This is a genomic window from Lacrimispora xylanisolvens (assembly GCF_002934545.1).
Classification (GTDB): Bacteria; Bacillota; Clostridia; order Lachnospirales; family Lachnospiraceae; genus Lacrimispora; species Lacrimispora xylanisolvens.
Map to the genome: position 1 here is coordinate 491,653 of NZ_PTJA01000002.1, position 18,334 is coordinate 509,986.

An 18,334-nucleotide genomic window follows, 5' to 3' on the forward strand; every position below is an offset into this window, starting at 1 on the left:
AAGAAATACGTCCCCACTCATCCGTTCGTGACTGCTTTGTCGCGGTATGTGCGTTTATTTTACTGTAGTTGTTGTTAAGAATTTAAACTTGCCGTCTTCAACGGTCTTGATAAATGCCATATCTTTCTTTGCGTCGCCGTTTTCATCGAAGGAAATGTTTCCAGTGACACCGTCTATGGTAACACCTTTTAATGCATCGCGGATTGCGGTGCCATCTGTGGAGCCTGCAGTTTCAATTGCTTTAAGTGCGCAAAGGTAAGCGTCATAACCAAGAGCTGATACGGCAGGAATGATTTCGTCCTGTTTCTGCTCCTTTAAGTATGTCTTGAATCCGGAGATGAAAGAAGCAGCTTCATCGTTAGCCGGTTCTGCCTCATCAAAGAAAGTGGAAAGTACGATGCCATTTGCAGAATCGCCTGCATTTTCAATGATGGTTGAGTTCTCCCATGTATCACCTGCGGCAATGGTTGCGGTAATACCAAGCTCGCGGGCCTGCTTAATAATAAGCGGAGCCGATGTAATGGAAGATGGTGCAAAGATGATGTCAGGGTTCTGTGCCTTGATATTGGTTAAAATTGCCTTGAAATCTGTCTGGTTGGTCTGGAACTGTTCTTCACTTACAATGGTTCCGCCAAGTTTTGTAAATGCTGTTTTAAAGAAAGAACCAAGTCCGGAGGAATAGTCGTCACCAAGCTGGGTGATAATGGCCGCTTTCTTCGCTCCGTTGTCATTGGCGTAGTTTGCCATAACAGTTCCCTGGAACGGATCTAAGAAGCATACACGGAAATAGAAATCGTTGCCCTGAGTAACCTGAGGATTGGTACAGGAAGCTCCGATTGCAGGAATCTTTGCATCTGCGAAAATCTGTCCGGCTGCAATGGATACACCGGAACCATAACTGCCCAGTACAACGGATACTTTTTCGCTGACAAGCTTCTGCGCTGCGTTTACGGCTTCTGTCTTATCAGATTTATTATCAACCTCCACTAATTTAACCTTATATTCCTCTCCGCCGATCTTTACAGTTGGATGAGTCTGGTTTGCATAACGCATACCTAATACTTCCTGCATACCGCCGCCGCCGTTCTCTCCGGTGGTTGGTTCAAAAACTCCGATCTTGATTATCTTCTCACCGTTATCCTTTGCAGACTGGGGACTGGAACTGCATCCGGCGATTACACTGGCGCTTAAGCATGCAGCCATAGTCAGTGCAAATACTTTTTTCAATTTCATAATTTTATCCTCCTTTTTGTGTATCTCATGCGAGAACAAGTGTCCTCCGTGTAGACACACGTTGCATTATATTATAGCAGAAGATGAGAAAAGTGCAAGAAAAAAATGAAAGAAAATAATAATATAAAGTAAATTCTTATTTTCAGAATGAAAATGAAGCATTGTTTTTGAAGAGGGGCTTAAAACCGTTGGTGGATTTATGGAAATATTGGAGCATGCTGGTCCTGATGGGAAACGCTATTTCATAATGAGTAAAAAAAGAGCCCGCCTCTCAGTGAGAGAGTGCGGACCCCATATTAAAAATGAATACATTCTACCTATGATTAACAGCAGCGCGGATGAATTCCCTGAACAGGGGGTGAGGCCTGTTGGGTCTGGACTTCAGTTCCGGGTGTCCCTGGGTTGCGATAAACCAGGGGTGTTCCGGAATTTCTATCATTTCCACGATACGTCCATCTGGTGAGATACCGGATAATTTCATACCTGCTTTAATTAAATCATCACGGTAATCGTTATTTACCTCATATCTGTGTCTGTGACGTTCATGAATCAGCTCCTCTCCATAAACTTCAAAGGACTTGGATGACTTGTCCAGGACGCATGGATAGGATCCAAGGCGGAGAGTTCCGCCGATATCTTCAATCCCGTTCTGGTCAGGCATTAAATGAATGACCGGATGAGTGGTGGTTTCATCAAGCTCTACGGAATGGGCGTCACTGAAACCGACTACGTGGCGGGCGAACTCCACGATTGCCATCTGCATACCGAGGCAGAGACCTAGGAACGGAATGTTGTTTTCTCTTGCATAACGGATTGTGGATATCTTGCCTTCGATTCCGCGGCTTCCAAAACCTCCGGGAACCAGAATTCCGTCTACGTCACCGAAGTATTCGGAAGCGTTCTCGTCGGTAACAAGCTCTGAATCCACCCACTTAATATGAACGTCTGCGCGGCTTTCGACTCCGCCGTGCTTTAAAGCTTCCACTACGGAAATATAAGCGTCGTGAAGCTGGATGTATTTTCCTACAAGAGCTACGGTCACTTCATGCTCTGGATGCTTCCAGTTGTCGATCATCGCAGCCCAATCCTTTAAATCGGGTTCCGGGCATGGTAAATGTAAGCTCTCGCATGCAACCTGAGCCAGGTGTTCTTCTTCCATTACAAGAGGGAGTTCATATAATACTTCCACGTCCAGGTTTTGTATTACGTGTGTCTTGGGAACATTACAGAATTGTGCGATTTTGCTGCGGATTCCGTCATCAAGGGGCAGTTCGGAACGGCATACGATGATGTCGGGCTGGATACCCATTCCCTGTAAATCTTTTACACTGGCCTGGGTTGGTTTTGTTTTCAGTTCGCCGGAAACTTTCAGATATGGAACCAGGGTCACGTGGATTAAAATCGCATTTTCGTGGCCTACTTCGTGTTGGAATTGTCGGATCGCCTCTAAGAAAGGCTGGCTTTCGATGTCACCTACCGTTCCGCCTACTTCTATAATAGCTATCTCAGTATCGGAGGAATTGTGGTTGCGGTGAAAACGGCTCTTTATTTCGTCGGTAATGTGAGGGATAACCTGTACGGTGCCTCCCCCGAAATCCCCGCGCCGTTCACGGGTCAGTACGTTCCAATAAACTTTACCAGTGGTAACATTGGAATTCTTTGTTAAGCTTTCGTCGATAAAACGCTCATAATGACCAAGGTCAAGGTCTGTCTCTGCGCCGTCCTCTGTAACGAAGACTTCTCCATGCTGAACCGGATTCATAGTACCTGGATCAATGTTGATGTAAGGATCGAATTTTTGCATTGTTACTTTGTAGCCTCTGGCTTTCAACAATCGTCCAAGCGATGCTGCGGTAATACCTTTGCCAAGTCCGGAAACAACGCCTCCGGTGACAAATACGTATTTCACTGACATAACAGTGTAACCTCCTTCTGTGATGGTATGGGGATAATTTCAAAAAAAGTATTATACGTCTTTTTTAATAAAAAATCTAGTGGTAAATTAAAAAAACTAAGATAATTAAGTGGAAACATTTACTATGAATATTATGTCCTGAAATGGTCAAAGAAATCATCTCAGAGGTTAATAAAAATTTGTCCAGATATTAATGTTCCTTATTGACAAGCGAAAAAATAATGATATACTAATAAATGTATTTTTACATTAAATAAGGGTATGACAATTGCGTCAGGTGAGCCATTGGTCCTTCCTGACGCATTTTTTCATGGTCCCAGCTGATGTTTAAGGAGGAAAAGTCTATGAAATTGAGGAAAATGATCGGCCTTGCACTTGTAAGTGTAATGGCACTGTCCCTGTCAGCGTGCGGAAGCTCCGCTCCGAAAGCAACTACTGCAGCAGAGAAAACAGAGACACAGGCTTCAGAAGCTGCCAAGACAGAGTCAAAAGCTGAAACCACAGAAGCTGCTGCCAAAGGTGGAATTGCCAAAGAAGATTTAAAAGTTGGATTTATCTATGTTGGTGATGAGAATGAGGGTTATACGGCAGCTCATTACAAGGGAGCCATGGAAATGAAAAAGGCTCTTGGTTTATCAGACGATCAGATCATTATTAAATGGAATGTACCGGAAGATGAGACCTGTAAGGACGCAGCCATGGATCTTGCTGATCAGGGCTGTAACATCATTTTCGCCAACAGTTTCGGACATGAATCCTATATGCTGGAAGCTGCAAAAGAGTATCCAGACGTACAGTTCTGTCATGCAACCGGTTATCAGGCTGCAACAAGCGGACTGAGCAACATGCACAACTACTTTACAAATGTTTACGAATCACGTTATGTATCCGGTGTTGTTGCAGGTCTTAAGTTAAACAAGATGGTAGAAGACGGCAAAGTAAATAAGGATGCAGTAAAAGTTGGTTATGTAGGCGCTTATCCTTACGCAGAGGTAATCAGTGGCTATACTTCTTTCTTCTTAGGTGTTCGTTCCGTATGTCCGGAAGCAACCATGGAAGTTAAGTATACAAACAGCTGGGCAAGCTTCGATCTTGAGAAGGAAGCAGCAGATGCCCTTATCTCAGACGGCTGCGTATTAATCAGCCAGCATGCTGATACAACCGGTGCTCCTACTGCATGTGAGGCAGCAGGCGTTCCCATCGTTGGATATAACATTTCCATGATCGCAACTGCTCCTAAGACAGCACTTACTTCTGCATCCATTGACTGGGGCCCATATGTAACCTACGCAGTACAGAGTGTCATTGACGGCAAGGCCATTGAGACTGACTGGTGCCAGGGATACAAAGAGGGAGCAAACTCCATTACAGAACTGAACAAAGATGCTGTAGCTCCTGGAACAGAGGAGAAGGTAAAAGAAGTGGAAGATGCCATCAAGGCAGGAACTCTTCATGTATTTGATACCTCTACCTTCACTGTAGGCGGTAAGAAACTGGAGACCTATAAAAAAGACGGAAGCGATGTTGAGTATATTGAAGATGGTTATTTCCATGAATCTGAGCACGGATCCGCACCGGCATTTGATATTTTAATTGATGGCATTACTACCATCGATAAATAAGATTTCGCCGGAAATGAACAGAAAGCGGCGCCAGACTATCTGGCCCGCTTTTTGGGTTGTATGAGACAATGGAAAAATGAGGAAAAAATGAAACGGAGGTTAGCCGGGTGAACGAAAATAATGCCATTGAACTTAAAAATATCACAAAACGGTTTGGCCAGGTAGTTGCCAATGACAAAGTCTGCCTGTCATTAAAAAAAGGAGAGATTCTCTCAATTCTGGGTGAGAACGGAAGCGGAAAGACCACTCTCATGAATATGATTTCGGGTATTTACTATCCGGATGAGGGACAGATATTGATTCATGGGAAAGAGGTCACCATACGGTCGCCGAAAGACTCCTTTGATCTGGGAATTGGTATGATTCATCAGCATTTCAAACTGGTGGATGTGCTTACTGCAGCAGATAACATCATTCTGGGACTGCCTGGAAAAGAGATTCTGGACCGGAAAGCAGTGAATGACAAGATCAATGAACTGACCGGAAAATATGGATTTGATCTGGATCCAGACCAGAAAATCTACCGAATGTCCGTATCCCAGAAGCAGACAGTTGAAATCGTAAAGATGCTTTACCGCGGAGTTGATATTTTAATTCTTGATGAGCCGACCGCCGTTTTAACCCCTCAGGAAGCTGACCGTCTGTTTGCCGTTTTGCGCAATATGAAAAAAGCAGGTCATTCCATTATTATCATTACACATAAACTCAACGAGGTTCTTTCCCTGTCAGACCGGGTGGCTGTTTTAAGAAAAGGACAATACATCGGCACAATTGAGACGAAAGATGCAACAGAAGAATCCTTAACCGAGATGATGGTTGGAAAAAAAGTGAGCTTAAACATCGAACGTCCAGACCCTGTAAACCCCAAAGAACGTCTCAATGTAAAGGGACTGACCTGTATCAGCAGGGAAGGGGTAAAGACGTTAAACAATGCCTCCTTTACTGCTAACAGCGGTGAAATCCTTGGAATCGCAGGCGTGGCAGGAAGCGGACAGAGAGAGCTTTTAGAAGCAATTGCAGGCCTGGTTCCTTCCGCAGAAGGTTCCATTTCCTATTATCCACCGGAGGGCGGGGAAAAGGAACTGACTTCCATGTCAGCTGCAGAAATTGCCAGAATCGGAGTCCGTTTATCCTTTGTTCCTGAGGACCGGCTGGGAATGGGACTTGTAGGAGCCATGGATATGACAGATAATATGATGCTTCGAAGCTACCGGAAGGGCAGACCGTTTTTTGCTGACAGAAAAGCACCAAAGGGTCTTGCCGAGCGTCTGATTGCCGAGCTTGAGATTGCTACTCCCGGAACGTCTGTACCCGTGCGGAAGCTTTCCGGTGGTAACGTTCAGAAGGTTTTGGTAGGAAGAGAAATCTCTCTGGCTCCGGCAGTTATGCTGGTTGCTTACCCCGTACGCGGACTTGATATTCACTCCTCTTACACCATTTATCATCTTCTCAATGAGCAGAAAAAGCAGGGAACTGCGGTTGTCTGTGTAGGAGAGGATCTTGACGTATTGATGGAGCTTTGTGACAGAATTCTGGTTATGTGCGGCGGAGAAATCAGCGGCATTGTAGACGGAAGGACTGCCACAAAAGAAGAAATCGGAAAACTGATGATGAAGACAGGAGGAACACAAGCATGAGTAAAGGAAGGGAACCGGTTTTTCAGATGACAAAGCGGGAAGCCATAGAACCATGGAAGGCCTGGCTGATCCGTCTGATTGCCGTGGCACTGTCTCTGGTTGTCTGCGCAGGTGTTATTATCGCTCTGACAGGACTGAATCCGGTGGAGGTTTATAAAGGAATTTTTGATGGAGCAGTGGGAACGAAGCGACGTGCATGGATGACAATTCGTGATACGCTGGTACTTCTTTGTATTGCAGTTGGTATTACACCTGCATTTAAGATGAGGTTCTGGAATATCGGAGCAGAAGGACAGATACTCATCGGAGGCGTGACTTCTGCAGCTATGATGATTTATTTGGGAAATACCCTTCCTCCTGTGATTTTATTTCCTTTAATGTTAGCAGGAAGCGCTCTGGCAGCCCTTGTGTGGGCAATCATTCCGGCATTTTTTAAGGCTTACTGGAATACCAACGAAACACTTTTCACCCTGATGATGAATTACGTTGCCATGCAGGTTGTCACCTTTGGAATCATTTTCTGGGAAAATCCCAAAGGCTCCAACTCTGTAGGAACCATAAATTCCGCGACAAAGGGAGGCTGGCTTCCCAAGCTGTTCGGTCTGGAATACGGCTGGAATCTGGTGATTGTACTGGCTCTGACTGTGGCGATGTTTATTTATTTAAGATACAGCAAACAGGGGTATGAAATAGCGGTAGTGGGCGAAAGCGGCAACACTGCCAGATATGCCGGAATTAATGTAAAGAAGGTAATCTTGAGAACCATGGCGATTTCCGGTGCAGTCTGCGGAATTGCTGGCTTTATCATTGTAAGCGGAGCCAGCCATACGATTTCCACCAGTACAGCAGGAGGCAGAGGCTTTACCGCCATTATCGTTTCTTGGATGAGTAAGTTTAATACCTTTGCCATGATTTTAGTATCCTTTTTCCTGGTTTTCATGCAAAAGGGTGCAGGTCAGATTGCTTCCCAGTTCAATTTAAACGAAAATGCCGCCGATGTAATTACCGGTATCATTCTCTTCTTCATCCTGGGCTGTGAATTTTTCATTGATTATAAAGTAAGAATAAGAAGCGCAAAACAGGCTGGGTCAGAAGAATAGGAAGGAGAAACGTTCATGGGATTTTTGGTAATATTTATTCAAAAAGTCATTGGTCAGGGAATCGGAATCCTTTATGGAGCCCTGGGAGAAATTCTGACGGAAAAATCCGGTAACTTAAATCTTGGAATTCCGGGCATGATGTATATGGGAGGAATTGCCGGACTGATCGGCGCCTTCCTTTATGAGAATAACACGGCACAGCCAAACGGTCTGGTTGGCGTTATTATATCATTTTTATGTGCATTTTTATGCGCGGCACTGGGCGGTCTGATTTACAGTATTTTAACCATTACCCTTCGTGCAAATCAGAACGTAACCGGTCTTGCACTGACCACGTTTGGTGTTGGCTTCGGTAACTTTTTCGGCGGTTCCTTATCAAAGCTTGCTGGCGGAGTTGGACAGATTTCCGTTGCAGCGACCGGAGCAGCATTTAAGACACCGGTACCGGGACTTTCCAAACTGGGTGTGATCGGTCAGGCGTTTTTCTCTTATGGCTTTTTAACCTATCTTGCCATTATTTTAGCGATTTTACTTTCCTTTTTCTTAAACAAAACCAGAAAAGGACTGAATTTAAGAGCAGTAGGCGAAAGCCCATCTACTGCAGATGCAGCAGGAATTCATGTAACGGCCTACCGGTATCTTGCTACCTGTATCGGAGGCGGTTTAAGCGGACTTGGCGGACTTTACTTCGTAATGGAATATTCCGGTGGTACCTGGACAAATAATGGATTCGGAGACAGAGGCTGGCTTGCCATTGCTCTGGTTATTTTCGCTCTCTGGAAACCGGTAAATGCGATCTGGGGTTCCCTTCTGTTTGGCGGTCTTTACATCCTTTATTTATACATTCCGGGACTCAGCCGCAGCACACAGGAAATCTTTAAAGCACTTCCTTATATAGTGACCATTGTGGTGTTGATTATAACAAGCCTTAGAAAGGAAAGAGAGCATCAGCCGCCTGCAAGTCTGGGGCGGGCTTATTTCCGGGAAGAACGTTAAAAAATTTGAAAATGTGAATTCCATCCAGTCCGCGTGTTTATAAGTATTTAATAATTCTTTTCTTGATTTATGGGGAGAATGACAATATAATGATAGAGGTATAGAATGGGTAGAAACTATCCGGATTGGAGAATTTACACAGATGGATAACAAGAATCAGAATAACAAAATGCCTAAGAATGCCCAGGCCATCGTTATCTGGGTTACAGCGTTTCTGATTGCGGTAGCAGGCATCTCGTATCTGCATAATGCCATAACGACGAGGACGAATAAAGAATTAAGCTACGATACCTTTATGAATATGGTAGATCAAAAACAGGTGGAATCGGTTGTAGTCGAGGATACCAGAATCACCATTACTCCCAAGAAGACCTGGGAGGAATATAAACCGGGTGTCAGCTATTATACGGTAAGAATGGACAACGATTTAAACCTGGCAGAGCGTCTTCGTACTGCTGGAGTGGAAACCGTAAGGACGCGCCGGGATGGAAACTTTTTCATCCAGACCATTGTCAGCTATCTTCTTTTATTTGCAGCAATGGGCTTCTTACTGAACTTTATGATGCGTCGTGTAGGCGGCGGCGGACTGATGGGCGTTGGAAAGAGCAATGCCAAGGTCTACGTACAGAAAGAAACAGGAATCACCTTTAAAGATGTGGCAGGTGAAGATGAAGCCAAGGAATCCTTAACGGAGATCGTTGATTTCCTTCATAATCCCGGAAAATATACAAAGATCGGTGCCAAGCTTCCTAAGGGAGCCCTTTTAGTAGGTCCTCCCGGAACAGGAAAGACGCTTCTTGCCAAGGCAGTTGCAGGTGAGGCTCATGTTCCTTTCTATTCTCTTTCCGGTTCAGATTTTGTAGAGATGTTTGTGGGTGTTGGTGCTTCCCGTGTCCGTGACTTATTTAAGCAGGCTCAGGAATCCGCTCCCTGTATTATATTTATTGATGAGGTAGATGCCATCGGTAAGAGCCGTGACTCCAGATTTGGCGGCGGCAACGATGAAAGAGAGCAGACGTTAAACCAGCTCCTTTCCGAGATGGATGGTTTTGATTCTTCCAAGGGTCTTCTGGTTCTGGCAGCTACCAACCGCCCGGAGATCCTGGATCCCGCACTCCTCCGTCCCGGTCGTTTTGACCGCCGGATTATCGTAGATAAGCCGGATTTAAAAGGCCGTGTGGACATCTTAAAGGTTCATGCGAAAGACGTACTTTTAGATGAAACAGTAGATTTGGATGCCATTGCACTTGCAACTTCCGGTGCTGTTGGTTCCGATCTTGCCAACATGATTAATGAAGGTGCCATTCTGGCAGTAAAGAACGGGCGTCATGCAGTATCCCAGAAGGATCTGTTTGAGGCAGTTGAAGTTGTCCTGGTTGGTAAGGAAAAGAAAGACAGGGTTCTTAATAAGGAAGAGAGACGGATCGTATCCTATCATGAAGTTGGCCATGCCTTAGTCAGCGCACTTCAAAAGGATGCAGAACCGGTGCAGAAGATCACCATTGTTCCAAGAACCATGGGAGCGCTGGGATATGTAATGCATGTGCCGGAGGAAGAGAAGTTCTTAAACTCCAAGAAAGAGCTTCACGCCATGCTGGTTGGTTACTTAGCCGGACGTGCGGCAGAGGAAATCGTATTTGATTCCATTACCACTGGAGCAGCCAATGATATCGAGCAGGCCACCAAGGTTGCCCGTGCCATGATTACCCAGTATGGTATGTCAGATAAATTCGGACTGATCGGTCTTGCTACGAAAGAAGATCAGTATTTAAGCGGAAGAATGGTTATGAACTGCGCAGAAGCAACTTCCTCCCAGATCGATGAAGAAGTCATGAAGATGTTAAAAGAGGCTTATGAAGAAGCTAAGAATCTTCTGATGGAGAACCGGGACATCATGGATCAGATTGCAGAATTCTTAATCGAGAGAGAGACCATTACAGGTAAAGAATTTATGAAGATCTTCCGTGAAGCAAAAGGAATTCCGGAACCGGTGAAAACAGACGAAGAGTCAGGAGATGACGAGTCATCTGAGGAGCCAAAAGACGGATTGACCGATTGGGTGAAAGAGGAAGTTAAGGCGAAAACAGAAGAATTTCGTGGTGACACAGAGGACAAAACAGAGTTATGATGGTTTGACCGTTTCACAAACTGATTGTAACAAATGGAGATTTTTGGTATAATAAAGGCAATAGCCTTGAATCAGATACAATAAGGAACGAAGAATCAAACGGCTGTCATGTAGGATGATAGCCGTTTCTTTCTGTCTGTTTTTATAGGAATAACAAAGTGATGGGAGATGAGTCAAAACAACCATGATACTGATGAATGAGATACCGGACCGTTTCTGGGGACTGTTCCGTTCCATAAACCGGTCGACCTACATAGAAGCCCTTTTAAGAATTAACGAAGAATATGAATACAGCAACTACTTTTTAAGCCGTGAGGTGTGTCTGCAGGTTTTAGAGGAGTATTTTGTCCAGAAACGTCTGGTGATCTGGCAGGATGAGCTGGAAGATGAGGCAGATGAATTACTGCCCCCTGCTTCCAGAGTATTAAACTGGCTTTTGAGGGCAGGCTGGCTTCGCAAGGTGGATGATTATGCCTCCATGACGGTGAATATCGTAATTCCTGATTATGCCGCTGTCATGATTGAGGCATTTTTTAAACTTTCCAGTGACGAAGAGGATGAAACACAGATTTATATTCAGAACATTTACGCCATTCTTTTCTCTTTGAAACATGATCCCAGGGCGGGAATCAGCCTTTTAAATACGGCTTATGTTAATACAAAGCGGCTCAATAAGTCTTTGCAGGATATGCTGCATAACATGGATAAGTTCTTTGCAAGTCTTTTGGAGCAGAAAGCGTACGGGGAGCTGTTAAAAGAGCATCTGGAAGGCTATGTGGAAGAGATCGTAAAAAAGAAGTACCACATTTTGAAGACGTCGGATAACTTTTATCTTTATAAAAATGATATTAAACGGTGGATTGGCAGTTTGCGGGACGATATTGGGTGGATGGAAGAAATGAGCCGGCGAAGCGCTAACCGGGTGACTGCTGCAGATGTGGCTGAAAAGCTGGATCAGATAGAACGGGGGTTTGATCACATCGAACACCGGATTTCCAATATGGACAAGGAGCATTCCCGCTACATCCGTGCTACGGTAACAAGGCTAAATTATCTTCTCAATCAGGAGGATAACATGAAAGGTCTTGTGATCCGGTTGTTAAATCATTTATCTCTTGTGGATGATCCGGAGGAAGCCATTGAAAAAGCGGGGAATTGTATGAACTTATCCCAGATGGCAATTCTTTCTGACAAATCCATTTATAAAAAGAGAAAGAGCAGAACGGAGTTTAAGGAAACACTGGTGCCGGATGAGGAACCTACGGAGCTGACTGCAGAGGAGATTCTGAATTTAAACCGGGTGAAGAATCGTTACAGCAGGAAGGAAATTGAAAGCTATATTGAATCCCGCATGGTAGATGGACGCATGGAGGTCAGGGAAGATACCATCCGCACACCGGAGGAATTTGAAAAGCTGATTCTGGCTTATGATTATTCCATAAGGAGAAAAAGCCTTTATAAAGTGGAGGATATGGATCCGGAGCTGGTCGATAATGGGAAGTACCGTTATCCCCGGCTGGTATTTGTAAGGAGGAATGAAGTATGACAAATGAAGAATATACTGGCTCTATCAGCCAGATTCCATATTATGACGGACTTTTGCAGGGAGAGAAGGCGGAATTAAGAGATGCCATACGGCTGCTGTTAAAACAGACCTTTATTCTGGAACACCGGTATGACAAGCGTTCCGGCCGTTTTATTTATAACCAGGAGTTTAAGGTCTGCAACAAGCACCTGGAGTTTATCCGGGCGTATCTGGCAGTCAGCGGTATTAATGTGCTGGAGAACAGCCAGCTGGGTCTCATCTATATACAGGGTGAGGACACCATGGGAGAAAAGCTGCCAAAGCTTGCTACCCTTTACATACTGGTGCTGAAGTTAATTTACGATGAGCAGATGGCGGCAGTTTCCACCAGCATCAATGTTTATACCACCATAAGCGAGATCCACGACAAGCTTGGCAATTACAGGCTTTTCAAAAAGCAGCCTTCTGTTACGGAGATCCGCCGTGCCATCGCTCTGCTGAAAAAATATCAGATTCTGGAGCCCCTTGATGTACTGGAAGATTTAGATGGGGACAACCGCATGATTATTTACCCCAGTATTAATGTGGTTTTATTTGGCGATGACGTAAGGTCTCTGCTGGAATCATTTGAAGAAGAAGGAGACAGCGATGACGAATCAGAATTTTGAGGCATTGTCCAGGATACTTTTAAATAACTGGCATTACATTACCCGTAAGACACTGTCTTTTCATGAAGAAATCAATTTTTTTACAGGACATTCCGGCAGCGGTAAGTCAACGGTCATTGATGCCATGCAGATCCTGCTTTATGCTAATACAGACGGAAGAGGATTCTTTAATAAAGCGGCTGCTGACGATTCGGACCGGAATCTGATCGAATATCTGCGGGGAATGGTCAATATCGGAGAAAATAATGAATTTGCCTATTTAAGGAACCAGAATTTCTCTACCACCATTGCTCTGGAGCTAAAGCGCACAGACAACGGGGAATGCCAGTGTGTGGGAATTATCTTTGATGTGGAAACAGCCACCAATGATATATCAAGGAAGTTTTTCTGGCACAAAGGCCCGTTGTGGGAAAATGAATACCGCACCGGAACAAGAACCATGACAATTGATGAAGTGACCTCTTACCTTCAGGTTCATTATGAGAAGGATGAGTATTTTACCACCTCTCATAACGAACGGTTCCGCAGACAGCTGTATGATGTCTATCTGGGGGGACTGGATTCGGAGAAGTTTCCTCTGCTCTTTAAGCGGGCGATTCCGTTCCGCATGAATATCCGGCTGGAGGATTTCGTAAAGGAATATATCTGCATGGAACAGGATATTCACATTGAGGACATGCAGGAAAGCGTCATGCAGTATGGGCGGATGAGAAAGAAGATCGAGGATACCTTTGTGGAGATTGGGTATTTAAAGGAAATGAGATCGCTCTACGATTCTGTGCTGGAAAAGGATGAGGAGATCCGGTCAAACACCTATTATTTCCGCAAAATGGAGATACTGGATTATCAGACCCGGATTCAGGCGCTGAAGGATAAGATCCGTTTATCAGGGGAGGAGTATAACCGTCAGGAAGAGCGGAAAGAAGGACTGGATGTTCAGATTAATGATCTGACAAAGCAGGGAGAAGAGCTACTCCGCCAGATTTCTTCCACCGGATATGAGGACTTAAAGAATCAGCTGGAGTCAGCCAGGGAGCTGGTGAACCATTTAAATAAAAGTGTGGTAAAATGGCAGCAGACGGCAGACCGCCTGAATGCATGGATTGATGAGGAATCCACCTCCAACCAGACCATATGGGACATTGAGGAATTTGAGAAAAATACCATTGATGAGGAGAAACTTGCCAGGTTAAAGAAATCCATCGCCCAAATGCAGGAAGAGACGGAAGATACGAAAAAAGAGGCAGAAAGCCTTTTGAGAGAAATCAAGAAACGGGAGCGTCAGACCAGTGAGGAACTTGCCCAGTTAAAAGCAGGTAGCAAGGCTTATCCAAAGCATGTGGAGCGGGCGAAAACATTTCTCCAGCAGCGTCTTCTTCAAAAGACAGGCAAGGCAGTGGAGGTTCACGTTCTTGCGGATCTTTTGGATATCCGGGATGAGAAATGGAGAAATGCGGCAGAGGGATATTTAGGCAATCACAAGCTGTCTTTGGTGGTTGCTCCAGCCCATGCAAAAGCAGCCATGGAAGTCTATGAGGAACTGGATCAGAGTGAAGCTTTTCATGTGGCAGTTCTGGATACTGAGAGGGCAGGAGAGAGCACCCATGAGGTTCTTACCAATTCTCTTGTGGAAGAAGTGATTGTAAGAGAGTCTTATTTGCAGCCTTATCTGGATTTGCTTCTTGGAAAAGTGATCAAATGCGAAAGTCTGGAAGAATTACGCAGCTGCCGGATCGGTATTACACCGGAATGTATGCTGTACCACACCTTCCGCTTACAGCACATAAATCCCGATCATTACACCAGATTTGCCTATATCGGTAAGGACAGTGTACGCCGCAGAATCCGTCTGCTGGAAAAGAATCTGGAAGCCATGGAGGCAGAGAAGAAGCCGCAGGAACTGATTATAGGGGAATGCAGCCGCATTCTTTCTCTGGAAGCTTTAACAGAGGGAACAGAGGTTTATGCAGAGTGGCAGCAGGAAATCGCTTCTTTCAAAGAAAAAGAGAAAGAAATCCGAAAGCTGGAGCAGAAACTGGAAAAGCTGAAAGCCCAGAATGTGGAGGAATGGGAAAAGGAGCGGGAAGCCATTTTAGGTCTTTGCGAGGGAAAACGTGCCGAGTTAAGGGTGTTAGACCGTCTCATGGGAGACCTTCAGAGAAAGGCAGAAGAGTTCCAGCGTGAAGCGGTTCAGTTAGAAGAAGAACTGGTGGCGAAGGAACGGGTATTGGAAGTTGACCAGGAGTTGGAGGGTGTATTAAAAACATCTCTGGAGGGCAATGAAACCCCACGATATGACCGTTTGAAGGATCGATACTTTGCCCTTTTAAAGAGGGCTGAGGAAGCCCGTGAAGAGGCGTACCGCCTTCTTGTCTCTGCAAGAGGTGAGTATGTGCGTAAGTATCCTAACCGGAACTTTTCACTGACTGCTGAGGATAATCAGGAATATGACCGTCTTCTGGAGATCATGGAGTGCGCAAATCTGGAAGAATATAAAGACATGGCAGCAGAACAGGCAAAGTCCGCAGTCCTTCATTTTAAAGACGACTTTATGTTTAAGATCCGAAGCGCCATTCGGGATGCACTGCAGAGAAGGGATGAGTTAAACCGGATTATCAACAGACTGGATTTCGGAAAGGACAAGTATCAGTTTGTTATCGGAAAGAACAAGGGACCGGATGGCAGGTACTATGACATGTTCATGGATGATTCTCTGGAAATCAATCCTTCCCAGCTGACGGATTCTCTGGATAATCAAATGAATCTTTTCACCATGGAACATGAAAATCAGTACGGGGAATTAATCAATGATCTGATTAATATCTTCATTCCGCCGGAAAATGCAACTCCGGAGCAGATGGAGGAAGCAAAGCGGAATATGGATAAATATGCGGATTACCGTACCTATCTGACCTTTGACATGCAGCAGCTGATTCAGAATGAGGATGAAGTCATAAAGATCCGTTTAAGCAAGATGATTAAGAAGAATTCCGGCGGAGAGGGGCAGAATCCCCTTTACGTGGCGCTTCTTGCCAGCTTTGCCCAGGCATACCGGATTAATGTGCCTCAGAAGATTCAGAGAACCCCAACCATCCGTCTTGTAGTTCTTGACGAGGCATTTTCCAAGATGGATGGGGAAAAGGTGGCAAGCTGTATCGAGCTGATCCGCGGCCTTGGTTTCCAGGCTATTATCAGCGCTACCAATGATAAGATTCAGAACTATGTGGAAAATGTAGACAAGACTTTTGTTTTCGCAAACCCCAACAAGAAATCCATCTCCATACAGGAATTTGAACGGGAGAGTTTTCCCCAGCTGATGAGGGAACTTGATGAGGAAGATGAGGATGCAGGTGGCGTGGCTGGAGAATAGTCATTCGCCTGATCAGATAACGAAAAAAACACCTTGCCCGGCTTTTTTTGCCGATGCAAGGTGTTTTTCTTATCCCCAGGCAGGGACTGCCAGATAATAGGCTGTATCAGGATTTGCATCCCAGGCGGCTTCCTTTACCCATCCCCAGGCTCCGGCCTCGTTCATAACCAGGATATAGGAGTGTCCGTCCTTTACTGCCCAGCCGATGGGGCAGACTGTTTCTCCAGGACTGACAGAGAAAGCGGGGGTATCTCCTTCCATAAAAGATGTGACAGGAAACGTATGGGATACCACATAATAATTCTCCGGATTCTGATGGAGAAACGCATTGGTGATCATATCATAATTCTTATTGAAATAAACATTCTGGGGTACTTCCTTTAATTTCCCGTCTTCATAAGACCAAATAAGATCTACGAAGTAACACCCAAACTGGAGAGTGGATCCCATAAATGGAGTATCTGCAGATACTTTTAAAATTCCGTCTCCCTCCGCTGTTAATCCTCCCTCACGGAAAAGAGATCCTTTTCCTCCGCAGACCGGACCTGCCAGATCTCCAATCAACTCCAGACTGCCGTTTTGGTAACGAAAGAAGCTGTATGAGAAAAGAGAATCGGATTCCTGGGATATATCCAGGTGAAGCTCGATTTGCTGATCCTTTTTATTAAGGTCCAATGCCGTCAGACTGATGTTGCCCCTTACATTTTCCGGAATCGAGGTCTGGCTCTTGCCATTAATAGAAAGTTTGAGGCTTTTCTCATAAGAATCTTTCGGGTCTTCGGTGCTGCTCCAGCGAATGGTTTCGCAGACACCATCACCATCTAAATCCAGCAGATAATCTTTGTCTGGCTTCAAGGTAACACCTTCATCAGTGATATCTTTGTCAGGCAGCTGGCTTTCCGCTGTCTTAATCAGCTCCAGATTTTTCTTTTCGATCTCATTTAGAACATCCTCTTTAAAATCAGCGGGAGACGTTTCTGCGTGATACCATGATTTACTGTTGAAATAATCCTGTAGATCTGCTGCATCAAATTTTCTTCCATGGCGGGCATAAATTTCGTTTCTTGCCAGTCTCAGCACAGATGGATCAGCTTCCAGCAAGTCTCCGCCTGTGAGATAGCCTGTGCTGCTTTCCGGAAATATATAATCTGGCTGTGCCGTGGCATTTACGGTTTCATCTTCTGATTTTTGCGCAGCTGCCATGAGCTGTTTCCCGTAATCATTGAGTTTATCTCCGATCTGCTTATAAGGGATCAGCGTTTCCTGTTGGGGAGAAGAGCTGATTTTTCCTCCATTCCACTGAGAAGATAATAAAATTCCTTCCTTTACAAGTGCAAACTGGCTAAGGTCGGAAGACATGATCTGGGTCAGAAGGGACGAGTTGGTACTGCCGTCGGCAGATGCCTGACCTGCCGCAGCCTGGGCAAGTACCAGCTTTAATCCCTCCGGATCATCGGAAAGAGCGGAAAGAGTGACCCTCTTTCCATTTTGCACATCATAGGAACTTAAAAAGGTAAATGTATCATTGCGGTTAGTTCCCCTGATGTCGGTGCCGTTCTGCTTCAGACTCAAAATTCTTCCGTCATTTCGCAGTACCTGATAATCAAAGGTATAAAGGTAATTTTTCTGTGGATTACCGGCTTCTGCTGGTGGGATTTCCATGGTATCACTGATAAAATTGTTTCGCCTGGTGTTCTGGTCATTCTCTCTAACGCTTCGGTTAATGAGATACTGGGAAGTGAGGTTATCAGAAATGATTACTTCCGGTACCCGGCTGTTCCAACGGTAAATCAGGGCACCGCGGTCAGTATATTTCTCACTGGTAACCGCAGTCCAGGTTTTTACTGTTACCGGACTGACGTTATTTTTCGTATTTGATTCTCCTGCTTCCGTACTGCTTTCTTCCTGTGCCTCTGTATCCTGTTTTGTGATGGATTCAGATGGTGGGGAAGGGGTCTCCTCCAACCGGGAATTCATCTTACATCCGGAGGCGGTTATGGAAAGAGTAAGGAATATAACTGGCAGTAATGGATGTGGTTTCATATATCTTCATTCCTCTCTTGTGGTTTATAATAATTATACCATGCTTTTTTTTCGAAAGACAGTTTTACCAAAATTTTCTTCCGGACGAGAAAAGCAG

The 18,334-nt window shown here is 45.0% G+C and carries 11 protein-coding genes; 8 read left to right on the plus strand and 3 right to left on the minus strand.

Annotated features, from left to right (window positions below):
* Positions 1 to 54 precede the first annotated feature (54 nt).
* Together BXY41_RS05600 and pyrG are read right to left on the minus strand one after the other, a co-directional pair.
* Positions 55 to 1,233: an ABC transporter substrate-binding protein gene (locus tag BXY41_RS05600; RefSeq protein WP_104435573.1), complete on the minus strand. Its 1,179-nt coding sequence runs from the start codon at positions 1,231 to 1,233 to the stop codon at positions 55 to 57.
* Positions 1,234 to 1,546: 313 nt separating this feature from the next.
* Positions 1,547 to 3,148: a CTP synthase gene (pyrG, locus tag BXY41_RS05605; protein WP_104435575.1), complete on the minus strand. Its 1,602-nt coding sequence runs from the start codon at positions 3,146 to 3,148 to the stop codon at positions 1,547 to 1,549.
* A gap of 344 nt (positions 3,149 to 3,492) precedes the next feature.
* Here pyrG and BXY41_RS05610 point away from each other — a divergent pair, with 344 nt between their 5' ends.
* The 8 genes from BXY41_RS05610 to BXY41_RS05645 all read left to right on the plus strand — a co-directional run bounded on the left by BXY41_RS05610 (position 3,493) and on the right by BXY41_RS05645 (position 16,194).
* A complete protein-coding gene (locus BXY41_RS05610; RefSeq protein WP_104435577.1) occupies positions 3,493 to 4,770 on the plus strand; it encodes a BMP family ABC transporter substrate-binding protein in 1,278 nt (425 codons plus the stop codon).
* Positions 4,771 to 4,877: 107 nt separating this feature from the next.
* On the plus strand, positions 4,878 to 6,407 hold the full coding sequence (locus tag BXY41_RS05615) for an ABC transporter ATP-binding protein (protein WP_104435579.1): 1,530 nt from the start codon (positions 4,878 to 4,880) through the stop codon (positions 6,405 to 6,407).
* Positions 6,404 to 7,507 carry an ABC transporter permease gene (locus BXY41_RS05620; protein ID WP_104435581.1) on the plus strand — a complete coding sequence of 368 codons (1,104 nt, stop codon included), beginning with the start codon at positions 6,404 to 6,406 and terminating at the stop codon, positions 7,505 to 7,507. Before BXY41_RS05615 ends, BXY41_RS05620 begins: the two co-directional genes overlap by 4 nt.
* A gap of 15 nt (positions 7,508 to 7,522) precedes the next feature.
* Positions 7,523 to 8,503, plus strand: a complete 981-nt coding sequence (locus BXY41_RS05625) for an ABC transporter permease (protein ID WP_104435583.1) — start codon at positions 7,523 to 7,525, stop codon at positions 8,501 to 8,503.
* A gap of 142 nt (positions 8,504 to 8,645) precedes the next feature.
* Complete coding sequence (ftsH, locus tag BXY41_RS05630) at positions 8,646 to 10,631, plus strand: ATP-dependent zinc metalloprotease FtsH (RefSeq protein ID WP_146088554.1); 1,986 nt, start codon at positions 8,646 to 8,648, stop codon at positions 10,629 to 10,631.
* A gap of 184 nt (positions 10,632 to 10,815) precedes the next feature.
* Positions 10,816 to 12,177: a Wadjet anti-phage system protein JetA family protein gene (locus tag BXY41_RS05635; protein WP_104435585.1), complete on the plus strand. Its 1,362-nt coding sequence runs from the start codon at positions 10,816 to 10,818 to the stop codon at positions 12,175 to 12,177.
* The gene (locus BXY41_RS05640; RefSeq protein WP_104435587.1) at positions 12,174 to 12,824 is read left to right on the plus strand and encodes a DUF4194 domain-containing protein; all 651 of its coding nucleotides are present in this window, start codon (positions 12,174 to 12,176) and stop codon (positions 12,822 to 12,824) included. Before BXY41_RS05635 ends, BXY41_RS05640 begins: the two co-directional genes overlap by 4 nt.
* On the plus strand, positions 12,805 to 16,194 hold the full coding sequence (locus BXY41_RS05645) for an ATP-binding protein (protein WP_104435589.1): 3,390 nt from the start codon (positions 12,805 to 12,807) through the stop codon (positions 16,192 to 16,194). Before BXY41_RS05640 ends, BXY41_RS05645 begins: the two co-directional genes overlap by 20 nt.
* Positions 16,195 to 16,263: 69 nt before the next feature.
* Here the strand turns inward: BXY41_RS05645 and BXY41_RS05650 are convergent, their stop codons facing one another.
* Positions 16,264 to 18,237, minus strand: a complete 1,974-nt coding sequence (locus BXY41_RS05650; RefSeq protein ID WP_242980043.1) for a YARHG domain-containing protein — start codon at positions 18,235 to 18,237, stop codon at positions 16,264 to 16,266.
* Positions 18,238 to 18,334 lie beyond the last annotated feature (97 nt).